This window comes from Ferrovibrio sp. (genome assembly GCF_017994015.1).
Lineage (GTDB): Bacteria > Pseudomonadota > Alphaproteobacteria > Ferrovibrionales > Ferrovibrionaceae > Ferrovibrio.
In genome coordinates this window covers 1-13,767 of record NZ_JAGOLP010000076.1, presented here as the reverse complement: position 1 = coordinate 13,767, position 13,767 = coordinate 1, and the positions used below count along the sequence as shown (strand labels likewise).

Annotated in this window: 15 protein-coding genes; 11 read left to right on the top strand and 4 right to left on the bottom strand. The window is 62.9% G+C overall.

From position 1 onward, the window contains the following. On the top strand, positions 1-192 hold a 192-nt coding region (locus tag KBB36_RS19245; protein WP_290984917.1), incomplete at its 5' end, for a divergent polysaccharide deacetylase family protein. A 9-nt stretch (positions 193-201) separates the two neighbouring features. Here KBB36_RS19245 and KBB36_RS19240 read toward each other — a convergent pair. The 4 genes from KBB36_RS19240 to KBB36_RS19225 all read right to left on the bottom strand — a co-directional run bounded on the left by KBB36_RS19240 (position 202) and on the right by KBB36_RS19225 (position 5,015). Continuing rightward, complete coding sequence (locus tag KBB36_RS19240) at positions 202-738, bottom strand: PAS domain-containing protein (RefSeq protein WP_290984914.1); 537 nt, start codon at positions 736-738, stop codon at positions 202-204. Positions 739-843: 105 nt separating this feature from the next. Beyond that, complete coding sequence (locus KBB36_RS19235) at positions 844-1,563, bottom strand: DNA-3-methyladenine glycosylase I (RefSeq protein ID WP_290984910.1); 720 nt, start codon at positions 1,561-1,563, stop codon at positions 844-846. A 19-nt stretch (positions 1,564-1,582) separates the two neighbouring features. Continuing rightward, positions 1,583-3,103 carry an anthranilate synthase component I gene (gene trpE, locus KBB36_RS19230; protein ID WP_290984907.1) on the bottom strand — a complete coding sequence of 507 codons (1,521 nt, stop codon included), beginning with the start codon at positions 3,101-3,103 and terminating at the stop codon, positions 1,583-1,585. 13 nt (positions 3,104-3,116) lie between these two features. Next, complete coding sequence (locus KBB36_RS19225) at positions 3,117-5,015, bottom strand: SurA N-terminal domain-containing protein (RefSeq protein ID WP_290984904.1); 1,899 nt, start codon at positions 5,013-5,015, stop codon at positions 3,117-3,119. 161 nt (positions 5,016-5,176) lie between these two features. Between KBB36_RS19225 and tpiA the strand changes: the two genes are divergently transcribed. The 10 genes from tpiA to KBB36_RS19175 form a co-directional block, all read left to right on the top strand. Beyond that, positions 5,177-5,929: a triose-phosphate isomerase gene (tpiA, locus tag KBB36_RS19220; RefSeq protein ID WP_290984901.1), complete on the top strand. Its 753-nt coding sequence runs from the start codon at positions 5,177-5,179 to the stop codon at positions 5,927-5,929. 6 nt (positions 5,930-5,935) lie between these two features. After that, entirely contained in the window at positions 5,936-7,024 is a 1,089-nt protein-coding gene (locus KBB36_RS19215) for a lysine-2,3-aminomutase-like protein (protein WP_290984898.1), read from the top strand. Between the two features lie 6 nt (positions 7,025-7,030). Beyond that, complete coding sequence (gene secG, locus KBB36_RS19210; protein WP_290984895.1) at positions 7,031-7,345, top strand: preprotein translocase subunit SecG; 315 nt, start codon at positions 7,031-7,033, stop codon at positions 7,343-7,345. A gap of 110 nt (positions 7,346-7,455) precedes the next feature. Continuing rightward, the gene (locus tag KBB36_RS19205) at positions 7,456-9,090 is read left to right on the top strand and encodes a CTP synthase (RefSeq protein ID WP_290984892.1); all 1,635 of its coding nucleotides are present in this window, start codon (positions 7,456-7,458) and stop codon (positions 9,088-9,090) included. 28 nt (positions 9,091-9,118) lie between these two features. Then, positions 9,119-9,967, top strand: a complete 849-nt coding sequence (gene kdsA / locus KBB36_RS19200; RefSeq protein ID WP_290984889.1) for a 3-deoxy-8-phosphooctulonate synthase — start codon at positions 9,119-9,121, stop codon at positions 9,965-9,967. A 291-nt stretch (positions 9,968-10,258) separates the two neighbouring features. After that, entirely contained in the window at positions 10,259-11,539 is a 1,281-nt protein-coding gene (gene eno, locus KBB36_RS19195) for a phosphopyruvate hydratase (RefSeq protein ID WP_290984886.1), read from the top strand. 5 nt (positions 11,540-11,544) lie between these two features. After that, the gene (locus KBB36_RS19190) at positions 11,545-11,886 is read left to right on the top strand and encodes a hypothetical protein (protein ID WP_290984883.1); all 342 of its coding nucleotides are present in this window, start codon (positions 11,545-11,547) and stop codon (positions 11,884-11,886) included. Between the two features lie 142 nt (positions 11,887-12,028). Further along, positions 12,029-12,340, top strand: a complete 312-nt coding sequence (locus tag KBB36_RS19185; RefSeq protein WP_290984881.1) for a septum formation initiator family protein — start codon at positions 12,029-12,031, stop codon at positions 12,338-12,340. A 130-nt stretch (positions 12,341-12,470) separates the two neighbouring features. Then, positions 12,471-13,481: a pyruvate dehydrogenase (acetyl-transferring) E1 component subunit alpha gene (pdhA, locus tag KBB36_RS19180; RefSeq protein WP_290984879.1), complete on the top strand. Its 1,011-nt coding sequence runs from the start codon at positions 12,471-12,473 to the stop codon at positions 13,479-13,481. A 20-nt stretch (positions 13,482-13,501) separates the two neighbouring features. Beyond that, positions 13,502-13,767 (top strand): biotin/lipoyl-containing protein (locus KBB36_RS19175; protein ID WP_290984876.1); only part of this gene is annotated, 266 nt, incomplete at its 3' end.

Sequence of the window (13,767 nt, the reverse complement as noted above, 5' to 3'; positions counted from 1 at the left end):
GCCCGCAGCAATGGCGATGCCATCGGCATCGGCCATCCGCATGGCGCCACACTGACGGCGCTGGAGCAATGGGTGGGGCAGCTTAAAGCCCGTGGTTTCAGCCTGGTGCCGGTGAGCACGGTGTTGCGTCACCGCGCCGGTGAATTCACCGCACCGCCGCCGCGTAATCTTGAAACCATCGCTTCCAATTAAGCGCGGCGCTTACGGTTCGCCGTAGGCATCCAGTTCAAACGTGGCGATATCGGCGATGGTGATCTCGCTTTCCGATACGGCAGTGGGATTGCCGCGTGCAAAGCGCTGGTCAATCTTGATGCAGCCGAGCAGATGGTCGATGCGCTCGCCATCATTCGACAGCGGCAGCAGGATGCGGGCATAGCGGATATAAGGCCGCCCGGTCAGGTGCAGCGTGTTCTTGCGGAAATGCACCTTGCGCTGGAAGGCGCTGATGCAGAAACCTTCGTCAAAAAATTCGCGCAACGGGCTGATCACGGCTTCGTCAAGCCAGCGACCATGCAGCTTGCTGAGCACCAGGGCTTCCACTTCGCTGCCGGCAAGCCGGTAGCGGAAGCGTTCCTGCTCATGATCCACTTCAATGATGAAGATATTCGGCAGCAGGGCGCGTAAATCGACCGCATCAATGCGGTCTCGCGGCGGCGGGAAGCGCCCAGCCTTGCGTTTCAACCAGTAGAGATAAAGCCAGCGAAGATCCGGCTCATCGATATTTTCGGCGAATCGCATGGGATATATCCAGTGATAGGAATTCTTCCTACAAAAACATTATTCACGTAACTGGATCAAAAAGCTAGTTCGATTTCCACCCTGTGCGCAAACCGATGGTGGCGTTTATTCCTCGCCGCGCATCTTGAGCAATGTTTCCGCTGCGTAATTCTCGCCCATCGACATGGCGCAGATACGCGAGATGTGAGCATAGGGCAGGCCACTTTCCTTGGCCCAGATATTGAGTTGGTCCTGTATCTTGCGCAGGTCGCGTTTGGAAGTGGCGGTCTGGCTCAGTTCCACCCCGGCATCGCGCAGGCAGGCAATCACGTCGCGTGAGGTGACGAAGCCATCCTTGCCCAGAAAACGCAGTAGATACTGCCCGGTATTGCCACCCAGCCGTGCACCGCGTTTGGCCAGCAGCTCCAGCAGCCCGGCCTGATCCGTTACCGGCCACTGGCTTAGGAATTTGCCGAAGCTGCCATGCTCGGCGGCAATGTCGAGAATGAAGCGCGCATTGCTGCGCACGGTCATGATCTTCTGCCCGTTACGCACGATGCGTGTATCGGATGTCAGCTTTTCCCAGAATTCATCCGGCTTGTGCAGCAGCTTCTTTGGTTCGAACCCGAGGAAGGCGGCTTCAAAACCATCCCATTTGGCATCGATCACCTGCCATACGAAGCCGGCGCAGAAGATGCGCTTGGTCATTTCAGACAGCACACGATCATCGGCCAGTTTTGCCAATGCCTTCTGGTCGGGCGCCTTGGGCAGCAGGGCCGCCAGGGCTTTCTCGCCGCCCTTGCGTTTCGCCGCTCTGGCCCGGATGGATTTGAACGACGTTGCCATGCTGGTCCCCGTTTTCGGCTTATTGGCCCCGGCCACCACGCTGCGCGTAACGCTCGGCTTCCTCGGCGGCGCGCATCAATGCCTTGGCCTTGTTGACGCATTCCACATGTTCCGACATCGGGTCGCTATCGGCCACAATGCCGGCGCCGGCCTGCACATACATGGTGCCGTCCTTGACCAGCGCGGTGCGCAACGTAATGCAGGTATCCATCGAGCCATTTGCCGAGAAATAGCCGACCCCGCCGGCATAGAAGCTGCGCCGGGTGCTTTCCAGTTCGTCGATGATTTCCATGGCGCGCACCTTGGGGGCGCCGGAAACCGTGCCGGCCGGGAAACCTGCAAACAATGCGTCGAGTGCATCAAGCTCGGGGCGGATTTTGCCTTCCACATTCGACACGATATGCATCACATGGCTGTAGCGTTCGATGGTGTTGCGCAAAGTGACGCGCACACTTCCGATCTGCGACACGCGGCCAACATCGTTGCGGCCCAGATCGAGCAGCATGAGATGCTCGGCCAGTTCCTTCGGATCGGCCAGCAGGTCGGCGGCCAGGGCGGTATCTTCCTCGGGCGTGGCGCCGCGTTTGCGGGTGCCGGCGATGGGCCGCACGGTCACTGTATTGTCGCGCAGCCGCACCAGGATTTCCGGGCTGGAGCCGACCAGGCAGGGGCCGCCCAGATTGAGATAGAACATGAAGGGCGAGGGATTGGTACGGCGCAATGCGCGGTAGAGCGCAAAAGGGGGCAGCCGGAACGGCAGCGAGAAACGTTGCGACAGCACCACCTGGAAGATGTCGCCGGCCGCAATATATTCCTTCGCCTTGGCCACCATCGCCAGATACTCATCGGGCGACATGTTGGATTGCGGCTCTGGCAGCGCATCCAGATCGGCGATCTGGTCGCGCACCGCGCCAAGCGGGCGGTCAAGGTCGCTCACCGCATCGGCCAGCCGTTCGGAGGCCAGGTTATAGGCGGCGCGGGCATCCATGCCGGGCTGCGGCCGCACCGGCGTTACCAGCGTGATCAGGTCGAGCACGGAATCAAACACCGCCATCAGCGTCGGCCGCATCATCAGGCCATCCGGCAGGCCCAGCGCATCCGGATTGGCATCCGGCACACGCGGCTCGATCAGCCGGATCATGTCATAGCCCATATAGCCGATAATGCCGGCGGCCATTGGCGGCAGATGCGGCGGCAGGTCGATATGGTTTTCGGCCAGCAGGCGGCGCAGCGCCGGCAATGACGGCTCGGGGCAGGGCTCAAAGCTTTCGGCGTCGAAACGCGCGCGGCGATTGATCTCAGCCTTGCCGCCCTTGCAGCGCCATAGCAGGTCAGGTTTCAGGCCAATAATGGAATAGCGCCCGCGCGTGGCGCCGCCTTCCACCGATTCCAGCAAACTGGCAAAAGGCCGGCCATCGGCCAGCTTGAGGAAGGCCGATACCGGGGTTTCCAGATCGGCCACCAGGGTGGTGGACAGCACCTGTGCCTCGCCCGCCATGTAGCGCTGGGCGAAGGCGGCGTAATCGGGGGTCAGCTTCATCTCTGCCGGCCGCTCAGAATGCGCGCGCCCGGGCGGCGGCATTGGTGCTCACCCCAAGGCCGGCTTCCACCTGCTTGCGATAACGCTCCTCAAGCTCGCCGATCAGGCCCTGGGTAAGCTGCTGGCTGGCGCGGTCGCGCTGCGCGGCAATCGCCGCCACATCGGCCGGCACAATGCGGCCCAGCCGGGCAACAATGGCATCGCCCGCCGTGCCGGCCGGGCCAACCGCCACTTCGCCGGGCTGCTTGGCGGCAAAGAGCAGGCTCACCACGGTCGGGCTCAGCGCCTTGTCGGCCGGGGCGCCGCTGCGGCTCAGCGGCGGCGTGGTCTGTGCCACCACGCCCAGCGCCTGGGCTTCCTTCAGCAGATCGCCGCCGGCGCGCAGCCGTTCGCCGATCTGCATTGCCAATTGATCGGCAGCCTTGGCGCGTTTGCTGGCAGTGAGCGCGGCTACCACTTCATTCTTCACCTCGGCCAGCGGCTTCACCGCGCTGGGCTTGATGGCGCTGACTTGCAAAAGCTGGAAGCCACCATCGCTCTGCTCCAGGATGATCGGATCAGCCTTTTCGCCAAGCTGGAAGGCTTCGGTCAGCAGCGGCGGCGTGGTGGCGGGCAGGCTTTCCACCAGCTTGCCGGCAGCATCCTGGCCGCGTGCATCCAGGCCGGCCTGGGTATGCAGGCTGGCCTTGTGCGCCTTGGCGATTTCCTCCAGCGGGGCGCCGCCGGCAATCATGTCTTCCACCATCGGGCGCAGCTTGAGCAGAGCGTCGCCGGCCTTGAGCAGGGCAACCTGCTGGCGCAGCTTGTCCTTCGCCTCGCTCAGGGGCGTGACACTGCCGGCCTTGATCTCGGCAACCCGGATCAGATGCCAGCCAAAGGCGCTTTTCACCGGATCGGTCAGGCCCGGCGCGCTCAGCGCAAAGGCGGCATTGGCCAGTTCCGGCGGCAGCTGTTCCTTTTGCACCAAGCCCAGTTCGATATCGGCGGCTTTCATCTGCCGGGTGCGTTCCGCCATGGCAGCAAAGGCTTCGCCGCCGGCCACGGCCAACTGTGCCGCCTTGGCTTCTTCTTCACTGGGGAACACCACCTGCTGCACCTGGCGCCGCTCCGGCGTCACATACTCGGCCTTGTGGGCTTCATATTCCTCGGCGATTTCCTCATCGCTGACCGCCATATCGCCGGCCAGCCCGGCCGGAGTGAAGGACAGCCAGGCAATGTCGCGCCGCTCCGGGTTGCTGTAGCGCGCCGGGTTGGCCTTGTAATATTCCTCGATCTCGGCATCGCTCGGCGCTGCCGGGGCGGGCAGCTTGGCGGCCTCGATGCGGATGTAATCCGCCATGCGGGTTTCCAGGCGATAGGCCAGGATGGCATCCACCGCCACATTCGGCGCCGCATCCACGCCGCTCAGCAGGCTGCCCAGCAATTGCTCGCGCAGCAGGTCGCGCCGCACCAGTTCCACCAGCATGGCTTCCGAATAACCCTCATTGCGCAGGAAGGCTTCGTAGCGCAGGCGGTCGAACTGGCCGTTGGTTCCCTTGAAGGTTTCGGCGCGGGTGATGTAGTCGCGCACCACGCCCGGGGTGGCGGCCAGGCCCTGCTTAAGCGCCGCCTGTTCATAGGCGCGGACGGCGATCAAGCCGTTCAGCACACTTTCATCCAGGCCGAATTGCTGCATCTGCTCGCGGCTCAGGCTCTGGCCCAGGCGGCGGGCCATCTGCTGGCTCTCGCGCCGCATTGCATCGGCAAATTCCTCGGCGCGGATTTCCTGGTCGCCCACCTTGGCTACCGGCGGCACCGCGGCAGAGGTGCGGACATAGTCGCCGATGCCCCAGGCGCCAAAGCTGATAACCAGCAGCAGCATGAGGATTTTGGCAACCCAGGAACCGGCGCCTTTGCGCATTTGATCAAGCATGTACCACCTGAATTTCGTGCTAAAAATCTGAGGCGGCGGATACTAAAGGTCGGGGACGGGCGGGGCAAGCCATGCGCGGCCCCGGCTTTTGGCGACAAAGCTTGCGTTTTGGTGCATAGATGCTAGAGAAACGCCGGATTTTTCAGCAGGAGTAATGGCACATGGCCCAGACGCGCAAGCCTCTGATCGCCGGCAATTGGAAGATGAACGGCCTGCGGGCTGCCGAGGCTGAGGCGCGTGCCCTGGCCGCGCGCGCCATGGCCGCCCCGCCGGTTGCCGATCTGGCGCTCTGCCCGCCGGCCACCCTGGTGGCGGCGATGGCCGGCTGGCTGGCCGGCAGCCCGGTGGCGGTGGGTGGCCAGGATTGCCATGCCAAGGCCAGCGGCGCCCATACCGGCGATATTGCGGCCGAAATGCTGAAAGATGCCGGGGCCGCCTATGTGATTGTGGGCCATTCCGAGCGCCGCGCCGATCATGGTGAAAGCGATGCCGAGGTGCGCGCCAAGGCCGCGGCCGGGCATCGCGCCGGGCTGATTGCCATTGTCTGCCTGGGCGAAACCCTGGCACAGCGCGATGCCGGCGAAACCCTCAAGCTGGTGACCAGCCAGTTGCGTGGCTCGTTGCCCGATGATGCCAATGCGGCCAATACGGTGATCGCCTATGAGCCGGTCTGGGCCATCGGCACCGGCCGCACGCCCACCCTGGAGCAGGTGGCCGAGGTGCATGCGCTGATCCGCCAGGAATTGCGCGCCCGTTTTGACGATGGCGCCGGTTTCCGCATCCTCTATGGCGGTTCAGTGAAGCCCGATAATGCCGTGGCGCTGATGGCGGTGCCGGAAGTGGATGGCGCGCTGGTGGGCGGCGCCAGCCTGAAAGCGGCGGATTTCTGGCCCATCATTGCCGCCAAGGGATGAAACGCATTGGGCGCGCATGAACTGGATGGCACCAGCGATCTGGCCGCGCTAAGGCGCGTGACCGAGCGCTTTGCCGTGGCGGTGACGCCGGCCATGCGCGCCCTGATCGATCCAGCTGATCCGGCCGATCCGATTGCGCGGCAATTTGATCCCAGCCTGGCCGAACTCAACGAACTGGCCGAGGAATTGGTCGATCCGATCGGCGATGCCACGCATTCGCCGCTGCCCGGCATTGTGCATCGCTACCCGGATCGTTTGCTGCTCAAGCTGGTCAATGTCTGCCCGGTCTATTGCCGTTTCTGCTTCCGGCGGGAAACCGTCGGCCCCGGCAACCAGGGGCTTTCGGCGGATGAACTGGATGCCGCCATTGCCTATATCGCGGCGCGGCCGGAAATTTTTGAAGTGATCCTGACCGGCGGCGATCCGCTGATCCTGTCATCGCGCCGGCTGGCCGAAGTTTTTGCCAAGCTGAATGCAATTCCGCATCTTGGCATCATCCGCATCCATAGCCGCGTGCCGGTGGTGGACCCGGAGCGGGTGACGCCGGAGCTGGTGGCGGCCCTGCGCGGGCCGAAGCCGGTTTACGTGGTGGTACATGCCAATCATGCGCGCGAATTTACCGGCCCGGCGCGGGCCGCCTGTGCCGCCCTGGCTGATGCCGGGCTGCCCTTGCTGGGCCAAAGCGTGCTGCTGCGCGGCGTGAATGACAGCGAACAGGCGCTGGCCGAGTTGTTCCGCGCCATGCTGGTGGCACGGGTCAAGCCGTATCACTTGAACCAGCTCGACAAGGCGCGCGGCACCAGCCATTTCCGCGTGCCGCTGGCCGAGGGCCAGGCCTTGCTGGGACGGCTGCGCGGCCGGCTCAGCGGCCTGGGCCAGCCCAGCTATATCCTTGATATCCCTGGCGGCCATGGCAAGGTGCCGGTGGGGCCGCTTTATGCCGAAAAGGCGGAAAACGGCGATTGGCTTATCAGCGACCCCTGGGGCTGTGTGCATCACTACGCCGAGGGGGCTTCCCCCGCCGCGCCGGCTGGTGTAAAAGCCCGGCCAAAGCGGCTGTCCCCGGATCGGGTTGACGGGCCGGAACCGGAGTAGGGCGAGATGATAGCGTTTATCCTGGTGGTGCATGTTCTGTTGGCGGTGGCGCTGATCGGCGTGGTGCTGATGCAGCGTTCCGAAGGCGGCGCGCTTGGCATTGGAGGCGGCGGTGGCAGCCTGTTCTCCACCCGTGGCCAGGCCAATCTGCTCACCCGCACCACTGCAATCCTGGCCACCTGCTTCATCGGCACCAGCATCATCCTGGCGATTCTCTCCGGTGGTCCGCAGCGTTCGCGCTCGATTTTGGACCAGCCGGGCTCCTCTGCTCCCGCCGCGCCGGCCCAGCCGAGCCGTCCGGCTGTGCCGCTGTCGCAGTAATCGCCCAGCAAGCGATTGAGCTGACTAGCTAAACCCGTTATCGAAATTTAGCACGTATCCTGGCGGACAAGGCTTCCGCCGGGCGCGGCTTTTAATTATACAGGACGCCCATGACGCGGTACGTATTCATCACCGGCGGCGTGGTTTCCTCGCTTGGCAAAGGTTTGGCATCAGCGGCGCTTGGCGCCCTGTTGCAAGCGCGCGGCTATCGCGTGCGGCTGCGCAAGCTGGATCCCTATCTCAACGTCGATCCCGGCACCATGAGCCCGTATCAGCATGGCGAAGTGTTCGTCACCGATGACGGCGCCGAGACTGATCTTGACCTGGGCCATTACGAGCGCTTCACCGGCGTGCCGGGCCGCAAGAGCGACAATGTCACCACCGGCCGCATCTACCAGACCATCCTGACCAAGGAGCGGCGCGGCGATTATCTCGGCGGCACCGTGCAGGTGATCCCGCATGTCACCGACGCGATCAAGGATTTTATCCGCGACGACAACGAGGAGAAGGTCGACTTCATGCTGGTTGAAGTCGGCGGCACGGTGGGCGATATCGAGAGCCTGCCCTTCCTGGAGGCGATCCGCCAGTTCGGCCTCGAAGTCGGGCGCGGCGCGGCGATCTACATCCATGTCACCCTGGTGCCGTTCATTGCCGCCTCGGGTGAATTGAAGACCAAGCCGACGCAGCATTCGGTGAAGGAACTGCGCTCCATCGGCATCCAGCCCGATCTGCTGCTGTGCCGCGCCGACCGCGAAATTCCGGTTGGCGACCGCAAGAAAATGGCGTTGTTCTGCAATGTGCGCGAAGAGGCGGTGATCCCGGCGCTGGACGTGGCCACCATCTACCAGGCACCGCTGGCCTATCATGCCGCCGGCCTGGATGTGCAGGTGCTGAAGGCATTCGGCCTGGCCGGCGAGGCATCGCCCAATCTGGAGCCGTGGCGCAATATCGTGCGCCGCATCACCGCGCCGGAAGGCAGCGTGCGGATTGCCATCGTTGGCAAATATACCGGCCTCAAGGATGCCTATAAGTCGCTGGCAGAAGCGCTGATCCATGGCGGCATCGCCAACAATACCCGCGTCAATATCGAATGGATCGAATCCGAAATATTCGAGAAGGACGAGACTGCATTACAGGCACTGGAAGGGGTGAATGCCATCCTGGTGCCGGGCGGTTTCGGCGAGCGCGGTTCGGAAGGCAAGATCAGGGCTGCCACCTTTGCGCGTGAGCACCGTGTGCCGTATTTCGGCATCTGCTTCGGCATGCAGATGGCGGTGATCGAGGCGGCGCGCAATCTGGCCGGCATCACTTCGGCTTCCAGCACAGAATTCGGCCCCTGCGACGAACCGCTGGTCGGCCTGATGACCGAATGGATGCGCGGCAACGAGCTGGAAACCCGCTCCAAGGCCGGCGATCTCGGCGGCACCATGCGGTTGGGCGCCTATCAGGCGGCGCTCAAGCCGGGCAGCCGGGTGGCGGAAATCTATGGCGGCCTCACTGTGTCGGAGCGTCACCGCCATCGCTATGAAGTGAATACCGGCTACCGTGACCGGCTGGAGCAATGCGGCCTGGTTTTCTCCGGCATGTCGCCCGATGGCCTGCTGCCGGAGATTGTCGAACTGCCCGAGCATCCCTGGTTCATTGGTGTGCAATACCACCCGGAACTGAAATCCAAGCCGTTTGCGCCGCATCCGCTTTTTGCCAGTTTTGTGAAAGCGGCATTGGAGCAATCGCGGCTGGTCTGACAGCGCTTTCCTGGTATAGACTGCGGCCATGACCCAGACTGAAAACGCATCCCCCATCCGCCACGTCAAGGTTGGCGAATTCGAGATCGGCAACGATCTGCCGCTGGTGCTTATCGCCGGCCCCTGCGCCATGGAAAGCCGCATGCATGCGCTTGACATGGCCGGGGCGCTCAAGGACCTCACCGACAAGCTCGGCCTCAACCTGATCTACAAGAGTTCATTCGACAAGGCGAACCGCTCCTCGATCCGCTCCAATCGCGGCATCGGGATGGATGCGGCCTTGCCGATCTTCCAGGAAATCCGCGACACGCTGGGCCTGCCGGTGATCACCGATGTGCATTCGCCCGAGCAATGCGCCCAGCTGGCCGGCAGCGTCGATCTGTTGCAGATTCCGGCCTTCCTGTGCCGTCAGACCGATCTGCTGGTGGCGGCGGCCAATACCGGCCTGCCGGTGAATGTGAAAAAGGGCCAGTTCCTGGCGCCGTGGGATATGAAGAACGTGGTCGAGAAATTCGACCATTGCGGCAATCCCAATGTGCTGCTGTGCGAGCGCGGCGTCAGCTTCGGCTACAACACCCTTGTCAACGACATGCGGGCGCTGCCGATCATGGCCGAAACCGGCTGCCCGGTGGTGTTTGACGCCACCCATTCGGTGCAGCAGCCCGGTGGGCGCGGCACCACCTCGGGCGGCGACCGCCGCTTTGTGCCAGTGCTGGCGCGTGGCGCCGTGGCCATTGGCGTGGCCGCCGTGTTCATGGAAACCCACAAAGACCCCGACAGCGCGCCTTCGGATGGCCCCAACATGGTGCCGTTCGACCAGATGGAGCTTGTGCTGGAGCAATTGCTCGAATTCGACCATCTGGCGAAGGCGTATTGAGATAAGTTTGACGAGGGCATTTGCTCTCTTGTCGTCATGCGCGGACTTGATCCGCGCATCTCGTTTTTTCCCTATTCTGTGGCAATCTTTTCTGGGCGGACAGAAGATGCGCGGATCAAGTCCGCGCATGACGAATTACAGAGAACTGCAAGGGGCGCCCTGGCCGAGGCCATAAGTGGCAGAATCTCTGGCAGCCATGCGCCGTAGTGCCGCAGTCTGCCCCTTGCCCGAATCGTCCGGGCGGGCTATCCCTTCGCCCGGTTTTTCTGATCCTGCCAGAGGTATTCCATCATGAGCGGCATTCTCGACATCGTGGCGCGTGAGATTCTCGACAGCCGTGGCAATCCCACCGTGGAGGTGGATGTGGTGCTGGATAGCGGCGCCTCGGGCCGCGCCGCCGTGCCGTCGGGCGCCTCCACTGGCGCGCATGAGGCCGTGGAACTGCGCGATGGCGACAAGGCGCGTTATCTCGGCAAGGGCGTGCAGAAGGCGGTTGCCGCCGTGAATGGCGAAATCTTCGATGCGCTGGCCGGCCTGGAAGCCTCCGAGCAGCTTGATATCGACCAGACCATGATCGAGCTGGACGGTACGCCGAACAAAAGCCGCCTGGGCGCCAATGCGATCCTTGGCGTCAGCCTTGCCGTCGCCAAGGCGGCGGCCGACGAGGCCGACCTGCCGCTGTATCGCTATGTTGGCGGCGCTGCGGCGCATTGGCTGCCGGTGCCGATGATGAACATCATCAATGGCGGCGCCCATGCCGACAATCCCATCGACGTGCAGGAATTCATGATCATGCCGGTGGGCGGCGCCAGCTTTGCCGAGGGCCTGCGCATGGGCGCCGAGGTGTTTCACACCCTGAAGCAGAAGCTGAAGGCGGCCGGCCACAACACCAATGTGGGTGATGAAGGCGGCTTTGCCCCCAATCTGCCGAGCACGCGCGGCGCGCTGGATTTTGTCATGCAGGCCATCGAGGCCGCCGGCTACAAGCCGGGCGTGGATATCATGCTGGCGCTGGATGCCGCCTCCACCGAATTCTTCAAGGACGGCAAGTATCACCTGGAAGGCGAGGGGCTGAGCCTCGATCCGGCCGCCATGGCGGCCTATTGGCAGAAACTGGTGGGCGATTATCCCATCGTTTCGATTGAAGATGGCATGGCCGAGGATGACTGGGCCGGCTGGAAGCTGCTGACCGATGCCATTGGCGGCAAGGTGCAGCTGGTGGGCGACGACCTGTTTGTCACCAATCCGAAGCGCCTGGCCGATGGCATCAAGCAGGGCGTGGGTAATTCCATCCTGGTCAAGGTGAACCAGATCGGCACCCTGTCGGAAACCCTGGAAGCCGTGGAACTGGCGCATAAGAACGGCTACACGGCGGTGATGAGTCATCGGTCCGGCGAGACCGAGGACAGCACCATTGCCGACCTGGCGGTGGCGACCAATTGCGGCCAGATCAAGACCGGCTCGCTGGCGCGCTCCGACCGGCTGGCCAAGTATAATCAGCTGCTGCGTATCGAAGAGCAGCTAGGTCGCGCCGCGCGCTATCCGGGCCTGGCCGCCCTGAAGCGGGCCTGAGCCGGATGCGGCGGGCGGTACTGGGGTTGGCAGCGGCGGCGGTGCTTGGCGCTGCCGTGCCGGCCATGGCCGCCCAGCCGGCTGATCTGATTGGCCGCTGGGCTGCCAGCCAGGGCCAGTGCGATGTGGAATTTGTCGTGTTTGAGCGCGACGGGCATTTTGTCTCGCAGCTTGAAGAAGACAAACGCGAAGGCACTTGGCGCCTGGCACGCGACCGCGTCACCCTGATTGCCGCCGACGAGCCAGACCGGCCCTGGCTGCTGCATATCCTCGACTATACCGGCAACCGGCTGGTGGTGCTGGACGAATCGATTGAAAGCGACCGCCGCCTGCAACGCTGCCGCTGAGGTTGTGCCGCAGCGCCGCGAGTTCAAGCACAGGAATCAAAGAGCGGCGATTCAGCCCTAACGCTTTGAATCCTTGAGTAGAATCTTGTGGATATCGCCGATTCGCGTTGACCGGGCGACTCGGATATGATTCCTTGGCGCCATGAGCGCATTCCGCGAAATCAAACGCCATTCCGTCGCCGCCATTGTGCCGGTGATCTGCTTCGCGGCCATCGCCTATTTCGGCTACCACGCGGTGGAAGGCGAGCATGGTTTAAATGCCTATACCCGGCTTACGCTGCAAATCCAGGATACCAAGGCCGGCCTGTCGGATGTGACCGCCGAGCGCAAGATTCTGGAGCGCCGGGTGGCATTGCTGCGCGCTGACCAGCTGGATGCCGATATGCTGGAGGAGCAGGCGCATGGTTCGCTCGGCCTGCTGGCAAGCCGCGAAATGGTAATACTCGGACGCTAGTGCTAGCTGTCTTGAACGAATCTTGCTTCAATTAACCAATATTCAGTTAAACAAGAGAAAGTCCTTGTTTTAACTGAATTTATCGCCATCCTTCGAGCCCGGTTCTGGTCATTTCCCGGGAGGAAATTCGATGGCGAAAAGCCCCAGCAAGGCCGCCGGCAAGGCGGCGCCCAAGCTTCCGGATGCGAAGCTGTTGCTGAACTACTATCGCGACATGTTGCTGATCCGCCGCTTCGAGGAAAAGGCCGGCCAGCTTTACGGCATGGGTCTGATTGGCGGCTTCTGCCATCTCTATATCGGCCAGGAAGCTGTGGTGGTGGGCTTGCAGGCCTGCTCCAAGCAGGGCGATGCGGTGATCACCTCCTATCGCGACCACGGCCATATGCTGGCCTGCGGCATGGATGCCGGCGGCGTGATGGCGGAATTGACCGGGCGCAGCGGCGGCTATTCCAAGGGCAAAGGCGGCTCGATGCACATGTTCAGCCGCGAGAAGAATTTCTATGGCGGCCATGGCATTGTCGGCGCCCAGGTGCCGCTCGGCACCGGTTTGGCCTTCGCGCAGAAATATAACGGCACCGACAATGTGACCTTCTGCTATTTCGGCGATGGCTCGGCCAACCAGGGCCAAGTTTATGAGAGCTTCAATATGGCAGAGCTGTGGAGCCTGCCGGTGATCTACGTGATCGAGAATAACCAATATGCCATGGGCACCTCGGTGGCGCGTGCCTCGGCCCAGCCGGCGCTCTACAAGCGCGGCGAAAGCTTTGGTGTGCCGGGCCGGCAGGTGGATGGCATGAGCGTGCTGGCGGTGCGCGAGGCGGGCGAGGAAGCGGTGGCGCATTGCCGCGCCGGCAAAGGCCCGGTGATTCTGGAAATGATGACCTACCGCTATCGCGGTCATTCCATGTCGGACCCGGCGAAATACCGCTCGAAGGAAGAGGTCAACAAGATGCGCGCCGAGCATGATCCGATAGATCAGGTGCGCCAGTTGCTGCTCGATAACCAACTTTGTGATGAAGAAGCCCTCAAGGCCATCGACAAGGAAGTGAAGGAAATCGTGCAGCAGGCCGCCGATTTCAGCCAGAGCAGCCCGGAGCCCGATGCGTCGGAACTCTGGACCGACATTACTGTTGACGCCTGAGCGGGATAGGGAGCGGAACCATGGCTATTGAGATTTTGATGCCCGCCCTGTCGCCGACCATGACGGAAGGCAAGCTGGCCAAATGGCTGGTGAAGGAAGGCGATACGGTCAAGGCCGGCGATGTGATGGCCGAGATCGAAACCGACAAGGCGACGATGGAATTCGAAGCCGTCGATGAAGGCGTACTGGAAAAAATTCTGGTACCCGAGGGTACCGAAGGCGTGGCGGTGAACACCCCCATTGCCGTGCTGCGCGGCGAGGATGAGAAGGCCGGCGCGGCTGCACC